At 62.0% G+C, this 16733-nt stretch carries 12 protein-coding genes; 6 read left to right on the top strand and 6 right to left on the bottom strand.

Going from position 1 to position 16733, the window contains the following annotated elements:
• Positions 1-284 precede the first annotated feature (284 nt).
• Positions 285-953, top strand: a complete 669-nt coding sequence (locus HNQ40_RS05920) for a PEP-CTERM sorting domain-containing protein (protein ID WP_184676958.1) — start codon at positions 285-287, stop codon at positions 951-953.
• Between the two features lie 47 nt (positions 954-1000).
• Here HNQ40_RS05920 and HNQ40_RS05925 read toward each other — a convergent pair whose 3' ends face one another.
• Positions 1001-1501: a DUF2726 domain-containing protein gene (locus tag HNQ40_RS05925; RefSeq protein ID WP_184676959.1), complete on the bottom strand. Its 501-nt coding sequence runs from the start codon at positions 1499-1501 to the stop codon at positions 1001-1003.
• A gap of 53 nt (positions 1502-1554) precedes the next feature.
• On the bottom strand, positions 1555-2757 hold the full coding sequence (locus HNQ40_RS05930) for a DNA cytosine methyltransferase (RefSeq protein WP_184676960.1): 1203 nt from the start codon (positions 2755-2757) through the stop codon (positions 1555-1557).
• Between the two features lie 74 nt (positions 2758-2831).
• On the opposite strand from HNQ40_RS05930, the gene HNQ40_RS05935 reads away from it, so the two are divergent.
• Positions 2832-3056: a helix-turn-helix domain-containing protein gene (locus HNQ40_RS05935; RefSeq protein WP_184676961.1), complete on the top strand. Its 225-nt coding sequence runs from the start codon at positions 2832-2834 to the stop codon at positions 3054-3056.
• Positions 3057-3058: 2 nt separating this feature from the next.
• On the top strand, positions 3059-3616 hold the full coding sequence (locus tag HNQ40_RS05940; RefSeq protein ID WP_184676962.1) for a GIY-YIG nuclease family protein: 558 nt from the start codon (positions 3059-3061) through the stop codon (positions 3614-3616).
• Between the two features lie 28 nt (positions 3617-3644).
• On the opposite strand, the gene HNQ40_RS05945 is transcribed toward HNQ40_RS05940, so the two are convergent.
• Positions 3645-6470, bottom strand: coding sequence for a bifunctional aconitate hydratase 2/2-methylisocitrate dehydratase (locus HNQ40_RS05945; RefSeq protein WP_184676963.1), 2826 nt, complete (start codon positions 6468-6470; stop codon positions 3645-3647).
• Between the two features lie 302 nt (positions 6471-6772).
• Between HNQ40_RS05945 and HNQ40_RS05950 the strand changes: the two genes are divergently transcribed.
• Positions 6773-8893 carry a hypothetical protein gene (locus HNQ40_RS05950; protein ID WP_184676964.1) on the top strand — a complete coding sequence of 707 codons (2121 nt, stop codon included), beginning with the start codon at positions 6773-6775 and terminating at the stop codon, positions 8891-8893.
• A gap of 77 nt (positions 8894-8970) precedes the next feature.
• Here the strand turns inward: HNQ40_RS05950 and HNQ40_RS05955 are convergent, their stop codons facing one another.
• A complete protein-coding gene (locus HNQ40_RS05955; RefSeq protein ID WP_184676965.1) occupies positions 8971-9786 on the bottom strand; it encodes a hypothetical protein in 816 nt (271 codons plus the stop codon).
• A gap of 431 nt (positions 9787-10217) precedes the next feature.
• Positions 10218-10817, bottom strand: a complete 600-nt coding sequence (locus HNQ40_RS05960; protein WP_184676966.1) for a GNAT family N-acetyltransferase — start codon at positions 10815-10817, stop codon at positions 10218-10220.
• Positions 10818-10897: 80 nt separating this feature from the next.
• Between HNQ40_RS05960 and miaA the strand changes: the two genes are divergently transcribed.
• Positions 10898-11953, top strand: a complete 1056-nt coding sequence (gene miaA / locus HNQ40_RS05965; RefSeq protein ID WP_221435398.1) for a tRNA (adenosine(37)-N6)-dimethylallyltransferase MiaA — start codon at positions 10898-10900, stop codon at positions 11951-11953.
• A 97-nt stretch (positions 11954-12050) separates the two neighbouring features.
• Here miaA and HNQ40_RS05970 read toward each other — a convergent pair whose 3' ends face one another.
• Entirely contained in the window at positions 12051-13412 is a 1362-nt protein-coding gene (locus HNQ40_RS05970) for an RNA polymerase sigma factor (protein ID WP_184676968.1), read from the bottom strand.
• A 286-nt stretch (positions 13413-13698) separates the two neighbouring features.
• Here HNQ40_RS05970 and topA point away from each other — a divergent pair, with 286 nt between their 5' ends.
• A complete protein-coding gene (gene topA / locus HNQ40_RS05975; protein ID WP_184676969.1) occupies positions 13699-16557 on the top strand; it encodes a type I DNA topoisomerase in 2859 nt (952 codons plus the stop codon).
• Positions 16558-16733 lie beyond the last annotated feature (176 nt).

Below are 16733 nucleotides of genomic sequence, written 5' to 3' on the forward strand. Positions count from 1 at the left end.
GCCCACCAAACGTTGGCAGAAACCGGTCACAGCCCGTCCCGCATCATAGATCATCCCCCGCCTTCACACCGGGCTCACAATCCAGCTCCCCCCCTCAACCCATCCAAGTCTCGATGTCCCCGGCCCGCGATCGAAATATAGGGTTCTGGGTGAATATTCGTTCATGGCGAAGTTCCGACGCGCGTTGCCGACCCGTTTTTCCTTGTCAACACCTTGTTTATGGGGTATTTTCGGGGGCCCTCCCAATGGGAGAGCCTGTGATGTACCGGAGTTGAGAGAAGAAGATGTATAAGAAATCACTCGCCAGCATGTTGCTGCCCTGCGTAGCTGCCGCCGGGCTGACGCTGACCTCGGTCACTTCGGCCGAGGGGAGCACCCCTCCCGTTGAGATTGGCCCACAGGTGGTCGACCTCGGCACGCCCGGAGAAACCTTCACCGGCCGAACGATCGACAACCTTTCGTCCCTCAACGGGACATCGGTGGACCAGACGGTCACGTTCGACCTGATCTTCGCCGATGACGAATCGCTTCGGGCCACCAACACCTTCGCGGTCGGCATGCGTTTTTCCTCCACCCGAACCGATGCGTTTGGCATGCCCTCGGTCCTCACCGAGTCGGGCCTGCTCTACGATCTCCAACTCCTCGACAGCAGCGGAGACGTGATCAGCCCCGCCCCGCCTTTTACCAACGGCGAAGGCAGCTCGTTTAACAACGAATCGAACTACAACGGGGTCTTCCTCAACGACAGCTTGAGCGCGATCATCTTCCAGGGCCTGCGGGCGACGGTTGAGTTTCCCGGCTCCGAAGGCACCGCCGAGATCATCAACCTCGAATTCTCGCTGGGCAGCATTGACCAGGGCTCCCCACTCACCATCATCCCCGAGCCGAGCTCTCTGGTGCTGCTGGGCCTTGCAGGCTTGGCCACCCTCAACCGTCGCAAACGCCACGGCTGAGTGCCAAGGGCCGAATAATCGCACATGGCTGTCCAAGGGCAGTGCGGTCAGGCGAACGCGGCGGCGAGTTGGTCGCGGAGGGTGGCGGGTTCGTAGCCTTTGGCGGCGGGGATGCGGACGATCGGCAAGTCGGCGGCGGCGAGGGCGCGGTCTTTGTCGGCGTCCCGCTTCTGGGCCGAGGCGGATTGGTGGCTCTTGTCGTCCAGCTCCACCACCATCACCGGCTGCATCGTCTGGGCGTCACACAACACAAAATCGGCGTGCTTGCGGTTGATCTTGTTCAGCCACGCCATGCGGTTCTCGGTGCCCTTTTCGAGCAGGAGCAGGTCGTTGAGGTTCACCTTCGGGCAGACGACCCAATCGTTCTCCACGGCGACGCCCTGCAACACCCGAAAAAACGAAAACTCCGCCCGGCTTAGCAGGTATTTCCGCCGCCGATACGGCCACGGCCCGTCCACCGAACCCGCCCCCTTCCCGGCCGCCCCGCCCCCGGCCAGCAGTTGCAACAAACGCCCCAGACACCCCGGATTTGATTCTTGATTACTCATTATCTCAGCACAAATAATAACTATACAAAACGTAGTATGTGCTTCACTTGATATTAAGCAACAAGTTCAGCATCTGCGGTTGCTTTGACATTAGCAAGATAGATTGGCGTCAGAATATTACGATCAATCCATTGAATTACTGGCACACAGACGGCATCTCCAAAGCCATATAGCGCCTGAATCTCCGGCACGTTGATCTCAAAGCCACCTGCGCCCTGTAATCGAGCATACTCGCTTGAGGACATCCACCGCATCTTGAGTTGCCCATCGATCACAGCCACGATGATCTGTTTCGCGCTGCCACCTTTCGGGGTACGCAAACAGCCTGCAAGGTCGAAGCGGACCTCGGTACGAGTCTTGCCACGACGAGTACGACGAAAGGCGGTACCTGCTTGCGTGGCGTTCTGCTCGATAAGACGGTCGACTCGGGAGCGGGACGGCGGCTCCATCATCTCATAATGCTTCTTCGTAGCTTCTTGATCCCACCAGGCCTGGTCGTTATCGAGGTCAACAACTGACGACAAAGTGTATTCTGCCTGAGTTGGGCTTGGAAGGTCAATCGCCATCCAGCTGGTAGGCAGTTCAATTCGCTTCATGGCTTCGCGAACTTTGAGTGGCCTCAGAATTGTTTCGCCAGGTTCAGATTCACCCCATTGGTCGTTTAATGACAACTGGCTAATTTGTACGCCCAACTGTTGCACCTTACAGGACGCGTGGAACCCGAAGACGAATAGACGCGGCCGGCTTTGCGGCACGAACCATTTGGCATCTAACACTATCACGTCGATGTTGTACCCAAGCTCCGCAAGGCTGGTCACGGCCCTCTCAAAATCTCTACCTTTGTTAGCCGTCAGGAACCCAACAACATTCTCAAGCATAACGACCTTAGGCCGCCGCTCAGCTAGCTGACGAAGAACTTCTAGGAAGCCGAAATACGTCGACGAGCGCTCACCTTCAAAACCCTTCCAATTGCCGGCCAGCGATAAATCGACACAAGGAAACGATGCGGTCGCTAAAAACGGTGCGCCGTCATATCGGTTCAAGACCTCATCCGTCTCCCAGATATCACCAACGTGATATGCCGAGCAGTCTCCGAATTGGTCAGCATACATCCGATACTTTTTTGGCTCGATATCGTTGGCATAGGCGCACCGCCAGCCGGACGATTGCAAGCCCATCTGGACCAAGCCGATCCCCGCAAAGAACTCTGCGAAGTCCTTACCCATGTGGCTGGTGTTCTGATCGGCTGCTGCCATGTGTGCATTCTAGCGTATATCGAGTGGTACTCAAAGTCCGTGGACGCCAAGTCCTCACCTGTGACAATGCGGAGATGAAACAAGTCGACGTCAAGGCCAAATTTGGCCAGCGGCTGAGGGACATCCGAAACCAGATGGGCTGGAGCCAAGAACACTTGGCAGCTGTTGTCGGACTGGATCGTAGCTACGTTGGCGGTGTTGAACGCGGAGAACGCAATATAAGCATCGAAAACATCTGCAAACTTGCGGAGGCGTTGGAAATTAACCCAGCCGTGTTATTCGAGCAATGGGGGACTTAAGGATGAATCCGCAGACTTATCGTAAAGACGCTTTGCGGGGCCTTCCTGATACTGCCGGGGTATACGCCTTGTGCGATCTGGACAACGTCCCGATCTACATCGGCCAAGCCACCGCCAGCAAAGATACGAGTATCCGCAAGCGTGTCCAACGCCACCTAACGAGTGCACGCTCAGACGTCATTGCTAACCGGCAACTCGATGTCTGGGAAATCGCCTACGTACGGGGCTGGGAATGTGAAGGCGAATACCCCCGTAAGGAGTTGGAGTCGCAGCTAGTCGAGTTTTACGACAACCAAAGCCCGCTGGTCAACGGCACTATCCCCACCCTGCTCGGCAGTCCTCTGCAAGAAGCTCCCAAGGCGATTGCCATACAAGTCATGCCTGACGATTTGATCTCAGTCCGCCTTAACCCAGCAATCCGTTTTCCCAGACAAGCTGAGACCTTCACGCAACTGCTCGACTATGTATTGAACGTCTATGACAAGCCCCACCTTCGCCGAGCATTGTGTGTGCACCACGCGCGAATGGCGAAATATTTAGAAGCGTTCTTGGATACCTAATCACGCTTTATAGGATTGCATAAGCGTACTAATCATCCGTCGAAATACGGAACTCCACGTTGCCCGTGCTGTAGTCGGGGGCGACGGTGGACATCTGTTTTTCGGGCGGGGCGAACTTGGTGAGTTCGATGCCTTGGACGGCTTTTTCGTATTCCTCGATCGTGGGGGTGCGGCCGAGGATGGCCGAGAGGACGACGACAGGGGTGGAGGCGAGGAGGGACTCGCCTTTTTTGCGGTCGGAGTCGGCGACGACGCGGCCCTGGAAGAGCCGGGTGGAGGTGGCCATGACGGTGTCGCCCTTGGCGGCCTTTTCCTGATTGCCCATGCAGAGGTTACAGCCGGGGCGCTCGAGGTACATCATGTTGTCGTACTCGGTGCGGGCGGTGTCTTTGGGGGCGTCGTCGTTGAAGACGAAGCCGGAGTACTTCTCGAGGGTGTCCCAGTCGCCCTCTTCCTTGAGCTCGTCGATGATGTTGTAGGTCGGGGCGGCGACGACGAGGGGGGCTTTGAACTCGACGTCGCCGTGCTCGTCCTCGAGGTTGCGGAGCATGCGGGAGAGGATCTTCATGTCGCCCTTGTGGACCATGCAGGAGCCGACGAAGCCGAGGTCGACGTGCTTCTCGCCCTGGTAATAAGACAGCGGGCGGATGGTGTCGTGGGTGTAGCGTTTGGAGACGTCTTCGTTGTGGACGTCCGGGTCGGCGATCATGGGCTCGTTGACCTGGTTGAGGTCGACCTCGAACTCGGCGTAGTACTTGGCGTTGTCGTCCGGCTTGAGGGCGGGGGCTTCGCCGGAGCGGATCTCGGCGATGCGGGCGTCGGCCTGGTCGATGAGGCCCTGGAGGACTTTCTTTTCGTTGTCCATGCCCTTGAGGATCATGACCTCGATGCGGGACTTGGCGAGCTCGAGGGACTCGATGAGGGTGTCGTCCTGGGAGATGCAGATGGAGGCCTTGGCCTTCATCTCGGCGGTCCAGTCGGTGAAGGTGAAGGCCTGGTCGGCGAGGAGGGTGCCGAGGTGGACCTCGATGATGCGGCCCTGGAAGACGTTTTCGCCGCCGAAGTGGTCGAGCATCTGGGCCTGGGTGGCGTGGACGACGTCGCGGAAGTCCATGTAGGGCTTCATCTCGCCCTTGAAGGTGACCTTGACGGACTCGGGGATGGGCATGGAGGCCTCGCCGGTGGCGAGGGCGAGGGCGACGGTGCCGGAGTCGGCGCCGAAGGCGACGCCCTTGGACATGCGGGTGTGGGAGTCGCCGCCGATGATGATGGCCCAGTCGTCGACGGTGAGGTCGTTGAGGACTTTGTGGATGACGTCGGTCATCGCGTGGTAGTCGCCTCCGGGGTCACGCGCGGTGATGAGGCCGAAGTCGTTCATGAACTTCATGAGCTTGGGGATGTTGGCCTGGGCTTTGGTGTCCCAGACCGAGGCGGTGTGGCAGCCGGACTGGTAGGCGCCGTCGACGATGGGGGAGATGACGGTGGCGGCCATGGCCTCGAGCTCTTGGGAGGTCATGAGGCCGGTGGTGTCCTGGGAACCGACGATGTTGACCTCGACGCGGACGTCCGAACCTGCATGCAACACCTTGCCGGGGGTGACGCCGACGGCGTTGCGGTTGAAGATTTTTTCGACGGCGGTGAGGCCTTGGCCTTCGTGGGAGATTTCTTTGGAGGGCGCGAAGACGGGCGGGGCGTCGATGCCCAGGGTCTGGGCGGCGAAGGTCTGGAGCTTTTTGCCGAAGACGATGGCGTAGGAGCCGCCGGCCCGCATGAACTCCATCTTCTGGGGGGTGAAGGCCTTGGCGACGTCGTGGACGACCTGGCCGTCTTTGTAGAGCTTTTTCTCTTGGGTGTTGATGGTGAGGACGGTGCCGGTGTCGACGGAGTAGGCTTGTTCGAGCACGGGCTCGCCGTCTTCGTCGCGGACGGTGTTGCCGTCGGCGTCTTTCTGCTTGACCCAGTTCTGGAGGTCGAGGCCGATGCCGCCGGTGACGTCGACGGTGGTGAGGAAGATCGGCGAGATGCCGTTGGTGCCGGCGACGACGGGGGCAATGTTCACGAACGGGACGTACTCGCTGGCGGGCTGGCCGATCCAGAGGGCGACGTTGTTGACGCCGGACATACGGGACGAGCCGACGCCCATGGTGCCCTTCTCGGCGATGAGCACGACGCGTTTGTCGGGATGTTGTTCTTTGAGGGCGACGATCTCGGCCTGGGCTTCGGGCGTGATCATGCACTTGCCGTGCAGCTCGCGGTCGGAGCGGGAGTGGGCCTCGGCGCCGGGGGAGAGCAGGTCGGTGGAGATGTCGCCGACGCCGGCGATGTAGGTGACCAGGTCGATGGTCTCGGGGACATCAGGCAGCTTGGTGAAGAACTCGGCTTGGGCGTAGCTTTCGAGGATGTCTTTGGCGATGGCGCTGCCGGCCTTGAACGCGGCTTCGAGGCGGGCGGTGTCGGCGTCGTAGAGGAAAACCTGGGTTTTGAGCACGTCGGCGGCTTGCTTGGCGATCGCTTCATCGTCACCCAGCGCGAGGTCGAGCAGCACTTCGATCGACGGGCCGCCCTTCATGTGGGACAGTTGTTCGAAGGCGAAGTCGGCAGAGATTTCTTCGACGGCGGTGCTGCCGAGGATGATGTCTTTGAGGAACGCGGCCTTGACGCCCGCGGCGCTGGTGGTGCCGGGCAGGGTGTTGTAGGTGAAGAACTTGAGGCAGTCTTCGCGGTGGGGGCTGGCGGGGTCTTTGATCAGCTCGATGATCTCGCTCAACAGCTCGGCCCCGTCGATGGGCTTGGGGTGGAGACCGTCGGCTTGGCGTTCTTCGATCTCTTGGAGGTAGTTCTGGTAAGCGTTCATGAGTGGTCTCTATCCGTTGTCGTAATCACTTCTCTGGAGCAGGATGGGCAAGCCGGACACAATGGGGCCCAAGACCCGGAGGCGTGCGCCTCGTCTTCACAGCCACCGACATCTAGACTGGCCATCGCCGGCACCGCGGAGGCTGGGGTGCCACACGCCGTGCTGCCTCGTTTGCCGCGCCAGGGGTTTGGCGCTTGCTCGGGAGGGGCCTCAAGGCGAGGGCTGCCGAACTCCAAGATCGCACTTGGCGTATCAAGCACAGCCATTATAGGCGATCAGGAATTTATCACCGGGAGGCCGCCGTGGGGCAAGATTCAATGGGGTTTTTAGATTTTCGAGGCCAGTTGCAACTTTGGATGGCGGCGTCGCTGATGGCGGTCGTTTGGTTGTCGGGGTGCGGAGAACCGCAGAAGCCGCACCAGCTGCGGGGGCCCCTGCCCAACGTCGCTTTGCCGGCAACCTCCGAGTTCGGGCAGATCGACATTGATCGATACGTGGTCGAGGAGTTGTGTGGCGGCAAGGACCGCGAGGCGTGGGTCGAGGAATGGCGGGCCGCGATGATGCCCCCAGACGTGACCCGCCTGCGGGTTCGGCTGAACCTGATGGTGCGGGAGGTCGATTGGCCCGAACGACTCGCCACGATTGACGCCATGCTCAAGCATCCGGATCTTCAGGACGACAGATCAACTCAGATCTGGAACGACACGGTTGAGTTTCTCATGAGTTGGTGGGAGGACCGGTTGGTCCAGACCATTCTTGAAAATCGCCCGGACGTCCAACCCTACCTCCGCAAAATCCAACCGTTTCTGGACCGTTGGGAAACCCGGGAAGGGCTCGAGGTCGTCGACCGTTGGCTTGAAGACCAAGACCTTGCCGCGAACCAACTCGCCTCGGCAAAATTACTTCCGCAACAATATCGGCTGCTAAGGACTCACTCGCCGAGCTATTGGTACCGAGTCCGCTGTGAATTCAACCTCAGGCATTCCAACGCTCAGGGCTTGATCGATCGCGCCCACAAGGAGGCCAACGCCGACGCGGCGAACCTGCAGCTCGCTTTGGATTACCTGCACGCACTCTGCGTCGTTCGGGAATCGAATCGGAACCTCGCCGCGCCGAGCGTGGAATGGTTTGTGTCGGGGTACGAACCGCGTGGCATCGTCGATCTCAACACGGTCGGACAAGCGTTGTATCGCGGAGGCTGGGCAGAAGAATCCATTATCTTGCTGCAACGCTCGCTCACGACCCCGCTGTCCGATGAGCAATACGAGGACATCCTCGAAGAATCCGCACGGGTCCGCGCCGTGGCCTCTCGCCATGTCCTGAGCAAATCGCAAGTCGAAGCATCGATCCGCACCGACGCCAAGCACGCTTTGGTTCGCGCCTACCTGGCGAACAAGCAACCCGAACTCGCCCAGCCTCTGGTGGAGGAACTCTCCAAGGCCGAAAGCGAAGGGGTTTCGTTTTCCCTCGCCCAAATCTCGGGGCGAACCCAAGCTGTTACGGGCCAACGCGTTGTCCAACAGCGGATCCTGGACGCCGAAGAGGTCTCGGAAGACAGCCCCGCGTATTGGCGTAAACGTGCGCTGTATTTTCAGGGTCGGCAAGAATGGGATCAGGCCGATGATGCGCATCAACGCATCATCGGGTTGACTCCACGCCCCATGGGCTACGAAAGCGATTCTCGAGTTTTTGAGTCCCGCGTCGACGTCATCAAACGGTATGCGACATTTCTAGCTCGCCAGAAACAAACGCCAGAAGAAGCAAGTCAGCTGATTTGGGACGAGTTCCACGCTGCCGATCGACTGAGTCCTTATGCACGGGCGATGGTCGAACTCATGCCGGCCCACGCACCGTTTACCGTGCACGAGCAGAACGCCGAGCTCTGGCAGTGGATCGAATCTCAGCCACGCTGGGAAAAAGCGGAACGCCAGCTGATCGGGAGAATGATCCGACCTCGTCGGAAAGCGGGAACCGTCACCGTACAACGCGTTGAGGATGAGCGTGTTGCCGCGCTCTGGCCAAAGCTGATCCCGCTCGCCCAAGACGCGGACCCCACCCGCGCACAAGTACTGGGCGAGATCCTGCTCGGACGCCGTGAGTATCAACGGGCTCAGCCACTCTTGGAAAATGCGCAGCATCGCTTCCCGTACGATGAGGCGGGAAAACGCAACCGTGCATCGGTCCGTCGGTCGCTCTACAAGCTCTATCTTGCGACCGGCCAAACCGCCCGTGCAAACGACATTTGGCCGGAGATCCGGGCGAGTCTCCAGCCGGGCCAGGTCCCAGCAGCACTCGCCAAGCTCACCCGTATCGCCCGTGATGCAGGCGATACAAACACCGCAAAACAGTGGCATGACGAGCGAGCCAATCTCGCAAAGAAGTACGACAAACCTTTTCCCCCTCCAACGGGTGACAAAAAATAGCGCCCGGCTCGAGGCCGGGCGCTGGTGGGGTTGAAAGGTTGGGGATCGCTACCGAAACGCGTGCGGTGCAACGGGGGTTAGGAAATCAACGCCGTGGCATCAGCGGGTTCGGGCTGTTTGAGCACGGCTGGCTGCGGCACCGCTTCGGGCAGCAGGAACGTTTGCGGCACGCGGTCGATGACCTCGACCTTGGGCGCGTTGCCGTCCCATTCTTCGCGGCGGTTGCGCTGGGCGTTGGCCAGCGACTGGGTGCGCAGGAGCGGGTCGAGGACGGTGGCCTGCCAGGTGACGGGGTCGCCGCCCTTGTAGCGGAAGCCCTCGAACGCGACCGTCGCGCCGCGGACGTGGCGGAACAGGAGCACTTTGCACTGCAACCAGTTCACGAACTGGTTGTCCGCGTCGTACAGCGAGTAGATCGCGCCGAGCTGGCGTTGCTGCATCCACCGCATGTAGATCGGGAGCAAGAGCGCGAGGTGGCGGCGGCTCTTGAACGACATGCCCGAGGCTTCGCAGATCGCGCCGGGCGCGATCAGGGGTTGCGTGGCTGGTTGCGCCGTTGCGGCTTCGGTTTCCACCGCGACCGCCCCGCCGCCGGGCGACACCTTGGCCGACCGCGCGAGCAACGCTTCCGGGGACGCGCTTCCGGGGAGCGTCGCCGTGTTGATCGTGCTTCCGGTCTGCGACATCGCCACCGTCCCGTCGTCCGGCGGGAGGAATCGGGACAGATCGCCCAGGTCCGAAGGTAGCGGCCCGCTGTGTTCACCTGCCTTTCTGAAAATCAGGCGAGCGGCCGCGAGGTGCTTGCCCCTTTCTTTGGTGAGATAGAACCACACCGCGCGATCGTCGAACTGCCGATCGAAGGTGTCGTCCCAACCCTCGTGTCCTCTGCTCATGAAGCGGCTGAAGTGACTGCGCACTTCTTCCGCTTCGCCCGTTCCGATAGAAATGGAAAGTTGCATCCCCGAAAGGCGCGCACCATCTCTGGAACACGGCACGGCTCACCCGCAGCGATCGCGCTGCGTTTGTGCCGCCCGATGGGCGGGCCCCTGATCTGTTGCGTGTGATCCCCCGTGGCTTCGAGGCGCGAACCGATCGCGCCGAGCCATACCCAGAAATGGACCCTAGCGAACAGAATGTTTAACGAATCGCCCCGCTGAAGAGTTGCCCCCGGAAAGGAGGGAGGCAGCCGGTGCGCGGCATGAATTTCCAACTCCAAGGCCCGGAACTCTTGGCCCGGACCTCACCCACTTAACGCGATTCATTATGCCAAAACACCAGATTTGCGAGTGCCAACAGTATGGCACTCTCGTTCCCGGTATCTCGCTCAGTACCCCGGGCCCCGCAGGTCGATCTCGCCCTCCGGCCAGGACGCCCGGGCGGGGTAGATCATCACCCACGTGTCCTCGAACGGGTTGTCACGGGAACCTGTCGGGTGGGTCGAATCGATGATGGGGTTATCGACCACGCGGGCGCCGAGCTTCTCATAAAACGGCCGGGCCTCGCCGGTCTCGAACAGACAAAGCGGGTGCGTGCCGTCGTCCACCGACGCCCACGCCGCCTGCACGATCTTCGCCCCCAGCCCCTGGCCGCGCACGCTCGGGCAGGTCGCCACGTCCAGCAGGCCCGACACGGTCAACTCGCCTTGCTCGGTCGAGATCGTCCGCGTCAGGATCGCCGCGTTCGCCACGAGCGCCCCGTCTTCCCCGCGGATCACGTAACGCACCGGCGGCGTGGCCGACACCAACGGCCCGGGCACCACGCCCGCCCCCGCCTCGCCCATCCACACCGGCCGTTTCTTGGCGATCACCCCTTCAATCGTCCGGCCCGGCTTGGGGAACGCCGCGTGGTGCAACACGCAGCCCGCGCGGAACTGCTCCTCGGTCATCTGCCCGGCGGTCCATGTCTCGATCGTGGGTTCGCTCATGCTTGACTCCCAAACCATCCGCCATTGCTCGACGTTGCTTTGCGCGGTGGCTCGCTACTCTCCTAAAATACGTTCCGCTCGTGAACGCTGCCTCCGCCGACCCAACCCCCATGACCGCACCGCTGCCCCGCCCCATCGTGATCCTCGGCCCCACCGCGGGGGGCAAGTCCGACCTAGCAGCGCAGCTCGCCGAGCAGCTCGGCGGCGAAGTCCTCGGGGCCGACTCGATGCAAGTCTATCGGCACCTCGACTCGGGCACCGCCAAGCCCCCGCCGGCGCTCCGAGAACGTGTGCCCCACCACCTGGTCGATCTTGTGGAGCCGACCGACCGCTTCACCGTCCACGACTGGCTCAAGCGGGCCGACGAAACGATCACCTCCCTCCAGCAAGCCGGCCAAACCCCGGTCGTCGTCGGCGGGACCAACCTCTACCTCAAAGCCCTGCTCGAAGGCCTCTTCGACGGCCCCGGGCAAGACGAAGCGTTCCGCGCGACCCTCGCCGACGTGCCCAGCGCCGAACTGCACGAACGCCTCCAAGCCATCGACCCCGCCGCCGCCGAGCGCATCACCCCCGCCGACCGCCAACGCCTGACCCGCGCCCTCGAAGTCCACCACCTGACCGGCCAACCGATCAGCGAACTCCAACAACAGTGGGCCGAGGAATCCGAAATCCAAAATCCGAAATCCGAATTCCCAACCTACCGCCACGACCCGATCCTCCTTGGCCTCCGCTGGGACGTCGACGACATCAACCCACGCATCAACCTCCGCGTGAAGGCGATGTTCTACCCCGAGAAGGTCGACCCCCAACTCGCCGCGGACGTGTGCATCGGCGGGGAGTCGCTGCCTGCGGAAGTCGATCGGCTCGTCGCCGAAGGCAAACTCCAGCCCGGCACCCAGTCGGCCGAGGCGTTGGGTTACAAGCAGGTGCTCGCCGCGAAGTACCCCGACCAATTCCCCGGCGCCGCCGACCGCCTGATCAAAAACCTCGACGACGCGTTCGAACGCACCAAGATCCTGACCAGACGTTTCGCCAAGCAGCAACGCACCTGGCTCAAACGCTTCCGCGGCGTGCGGTGGATCGAGATGCCCTGCGACGATCCGATTGGCGGAGCACTCGAAGCGCTCGCCGAGTAAAGGTCCTAACAACCCGTTGGGGTTAAGCGGACGACACGAAGTGCCCCGCGTTATCCCTTTGCCGCTGTGGGGCGCTTCACGTCACCCGCCAAACGGATCACTCCGGGTGCTTGAGCACCTCAACCTGCAGGTAAATGTCGTTGATGGTTTTGCCCTGTACCTGGTAGACACGGTTGATGACCATGCGGAACTCGTAGCCAAGCTCGTAGCCCGCGGCTTCGAGGGCGTCGTAGTAGGCGTTGGCGGTGTTGCCGAACATCATCGGATCGTCGCTGACTTCGATGCGGGCGCAGTAGTACGGCTCGGTGGTGTAGGCATGGAACCCTTCGCTGGGCGGTGACTCGAGGTCGGCCTCGCTCACGGGGATGCTCAGGCGCAGCGCCATGTCTTGCGGGTCTTCGGGGTTTTCTTGGAAGACCAGCACCGGCGGGCCGGCGACGTCGTAGCCGCCGTTTTGGATCTCGCCCATCAGCCGCGGGAACCACTCCATGCCGATACGGGGGACCTGGTCTTCGGTGAAGGGGTGTTCGCTGTAGACCAGCGACTGGGGCGCGATGGTTTCGAAGGTGACGTCGAAGTCGCCGACCTTGGCGGAGGTGGGACGCGATGCGGCGAGGGCAACGGGTGTGGCGGGGGAAACCGCGGGCGCGGCGACGGGGGCTGGCGTTGCGGGTGGTTCTTCGCCGGTGGTGGCCATGATCGCGGCGCTGCCTCCAACCAAGAGGCCCGCCACGCCGAGGGCGGCGACGATTTTTCCGGTGGTCCAAGACGATGCCATGAGCAGGCCTCCTGTGGTGGTGGTGGTGGTGAGGGGTTGGGCGCCGACGCCCGAGACGCCGATACGGAGCAGGCTCTCGGTGAGCGGCGTGGTGAGTTGGGACTGGGCGGTGTAACCCTCGAGGGAACTGACCACCGCGCCGGCCGCGGCAACGATGCCCCGGCGTTTGAGTTGTCGGCGGACCTTGCCCAGCGCCCGGTCTCGTCGGCGGCTCATCCCCGCTTGAGAGATGCCCACTTCCTTGGCCAACTCAACCTGCGTCCGGCCCTGAAGGTAGTAGCCCACCAACGCCTCACGGTCGGCGGGATTGAGCTCGGCGATCGCTTGATCCACGGCGCGGTCCAACTCGCGTGCTTCCTCGGCAGAATCGGGGGCTCGTTCGGCCTCGGAGCGGGCCGAGGCGTCTTCCCGGCGACGGCGGGCCGTGTCGCTGCGGATCCGGTCGATCGCGACGTGGGTCGCACAGCGGTGCAGCCACGCCCCCACCCGGCCGTGGACCCGCCCGGCGTTCTTCGCCAGCCGGAGAAACGTCTCCTGGGTGGCGTCCTCGGCGTCGGCGTGGTTGTTCAGACACCGGTGCGACGCGGCGTACACCATCCGCTGGTAACGCAGCACCAGACACCGAAATGCATCGGGGTCTTGGGTGGCGGCGTAACGTTCCAGGGCTTGGTCGTCGGTCATGGCGGGCCTTTCACCGGATAGTCGTCACCCCGCGTCCCAGTATGACCGGATCAGGCAAAAATATTGATTGGATCTTAAATTACTGCAAAAAATGTATTTAAACACGTTTCTTGACAGATCGCGTAGAACCTGTTTAAGTGTTCCGCCTTGATCGGCCCGATACTCGCCGATAGAACTCAGCCGATCCCGGGAGCGAATCGGCCGTGAATTCACGTCGTACTCGGCCCATAGCGGCAGCGTTTTTCCTGCCCCCGCTCCCCCGTGAAACCGCAAAAAAGCCCTCACCATGGCCAAAAAGAAGCCCACCACCTCCAAAACCACCAAGAAAAAGGCCCCCCGCAAGAGTGCGGGCCGGGCCAAGGCCCCCGATGCCACGGGCAAGCACCTGGTGATCGTCGAATCGCCCACAAAGGCCAAGACTATTAATAAGTACCTCGGGGACGACTACGTGGTCATGGCCAGCGTGGGTCACATCCGCGACCTGCCCAGCCGCAACCCCAAGGGCGTGAAGAACCCCGTGCCGGGCGTGGACCTGGAGAACCGCTTCGAGCCGACCTACGAGGTCATGCCCGACTCGAAGAAGACCGTGGGCGAGCTGAAGAAGGCCGCCAAGAAGGCCGCCGACGTCTGGTTCGCGACCGACCTCGACCGCGAGGGGGAAGCGATCGCGTGGCACTGCGCCCATGCCCTGGACTACCCCGTCAAAGAAGCCAAGCGGGTGGTGTTCAACGCCATCACCAAGGCCGAGATCGAAAACGCCTTCAGCCACCCCCGTCCGCTCGAGACCAACCGCGTGGACGCCCAGCAGGCCCGCCGAATTCTCGACCGCATCGTGGGCTACCAGGTCAGCCCGCTCCTCTGGAAGAAAGTCGCCGGTGGGTTGAGTGCGGGTCGTGTGCAATCCGTGGCCACGCGTTTGGTGGTCGAACGCGAACGCGAGATCGAAGCGTTCATCCCGGATGAGTACTGGAAGCTCACCGGCCTGTTCACCCCCGACATGGCCCAGGCCGGCGCTTTAGGCGACCAGTGGCGCGACTTCATCAACGTCGGCGAGATGGAAAACGACCGCACCATCAAAGACCAGAACGCCTGGCTGAGCGACCACGGCTGCATCAAGGCCGAGCTCACCGAATACCAGGGCAAGAAGTTCAACCCCACCGACCGCGACACCGCCCTCGCCGCGGCGCAAGCGCTGGGCTTCGACCTGCAAGACACCAACGCCTGGGAAGACCCCAAGGGCAAAGGCCCCGCCAAGAACCGCGTGAAGTACGTGGGCACCGTCAAGCCGAGGGCTGTGGAGCAAGGCGATAAAGCCCCGGATTACTCGATCACCGCGATCGAAACCAAGCGCACCAAGTCGCGCCCCAGCCCGCCATTCATCACGTCGACTTTGCAGCAGCAGGCCTCGACCCGCCTGGGCTTCAACCTCCGCCGCACGATGCGCGTCGCCCAGCAGCTCTACGAAGGCATCGACCTCAAAGGTGCCCGCGGCCAGACCGGCCTGATCACCTACATGCGGACCGACAGCACCCACCTGTCCAAGGAAGCGCTCAGCAGCGTTCGCAACTACGTCGGCGATAAACACGGCGACCAATATCTGCCCGAAAAACCCAACTTCTATAAATCGTCGAATAAGGATGCACAAGAAGCCCACGAGGCCATCCGCCCCACCGACGTGACGATCACGCCCGACTCGATCCGCACCAAGCTCAGCGACGAACAGTTCCGGCTGTACGACCTGATCTGGCGGCGCTTCGTGGCTTGTCAGATGGTCCCCGCCCAGTGGGACGCGACCGCGGTGACGGTCAAACCTACCGGTGTCGATGCGACTTTCCGCGCCACCGGCCGAACCCTCGTCTTCGACGGCTTCCTCAAAGTCATGGGCATGCCCAAGTCCGACGATGTCATCCTGCCCAAGCTCGAAGAGAACCAGCAGCTCGGCCCGATCGACCTCGACCCCACCCAACACTTTACCAGCCCCCCCGCCCGCTTCACCGAAGCGAGTTTGCAAAAGAAGCTGGAAGAAGAAGGCATCGGCAGGCCCTCGACCTACGCCGCGATCATCAGCACGATCCAGGACCGCAAGTACGTCGAAACCCTCACGCCCCGTGACAAACGCCTCAAGGCCACCGACATGGGCATGGTCGTGACCGACAAGCTCATCGAAGCGTTCCCCATCATCATGGACGTGGGCTACACCCGCGAGATGGAAGCGCACCTCGACGAGATCGAGTCGGAGAACAAGGATTGGCGCGACACGCTGAGCGAGTTCTACGGTCCGTTCAAAGAGAAGCTCGACACCGCTCACGAGACGATGACCCACGCCAAAGCGGTCAGCGAGCCCGCCCCGCACATCTGCCCCAAGTGCGGCAGCGCGACCGAGTACCGCTTCGGCCGCAACGGGCGTTTCCTGTCCTGCACCGCGTTCAACGTGCCGCCCGTGGAAGTCTCGCCCGAAGGCCACCCCGCGCCGTCCAACGGCGGTAAATGGCTTCTCTACAAAGGAAAAGGCAAGGCCCGCCCCAAGGTGACCACCGAAGACGCCAGCGAGAAAATTCTCTGGTCCAAGCTGACCAAGGAAGACAAGGTCAAGTTCCAGCAGCTCAGCGACGAGATGCCCGAGCCGTGCAAATACGCCGCGCCGATCGACGCCGAGGGCAATCCGATGGAGCCCGAGCTGACCGACATCCTCTGCCCCGAGGACGGCAAGCCGATGATCCGCCGCACCGGCCGGTTCGGCCCGTTCCTCGCGTCGTCGAACTACCCCGAGGTGCAGTACATCATCAAGCTCGACCCGAAGAAGGGCCACGTCGTCCTGCCCAAGGCCCCGCCGATGACCACCGACATCCTCTGTCCGACCTGCGGCGACGAGACCGAGGCGACGCTGTACCTGCGTGACTCGAAGCGTGGCTTATGGATGAGTTGTTCGCGTTTTCCGAAATGCCGTGGACGCGTGGGTTTTGCCAAGCTCGACGAAGACGTGCAGACGGACTTGGAAAAGAAGTGGAAGATCCACCTCAAGGACAACCCCATCCCCGATATCCGCACCACCTCCGGCCACGTGATCACCGAAGACGAGGAATACCACCCCATCGTCGCGGGCCAGGAACCCGTGGCCGAAGAGGCGGATGAGGTCGCGGTGTAATTACCGTTGCAAATTCTTTGCTGGGTTTACTCCCTCTCCCCCGGGAGAGGGTTGGGGTGAGGGCTGTCGGCAGCCTCTGCGACCTGCTTTCACGTCGATCACTCCAATCCCGAGTGCCCTCACCCTAGCCCTCTCCCGAGGGGAGAGGGGACCAAGGCAATCGCGCCCACTGCCCA

This window comes from Algisphaera agarilytica, assembly GCF_014207595.1.
Taxonomy (GTDB): domain Bacteria; phylum Planctomycetota; class Phycisphaerae; order Phycisphaerales; family Phycisphaeraceae; genus Algisphaera; species Algisphaera agarilytica.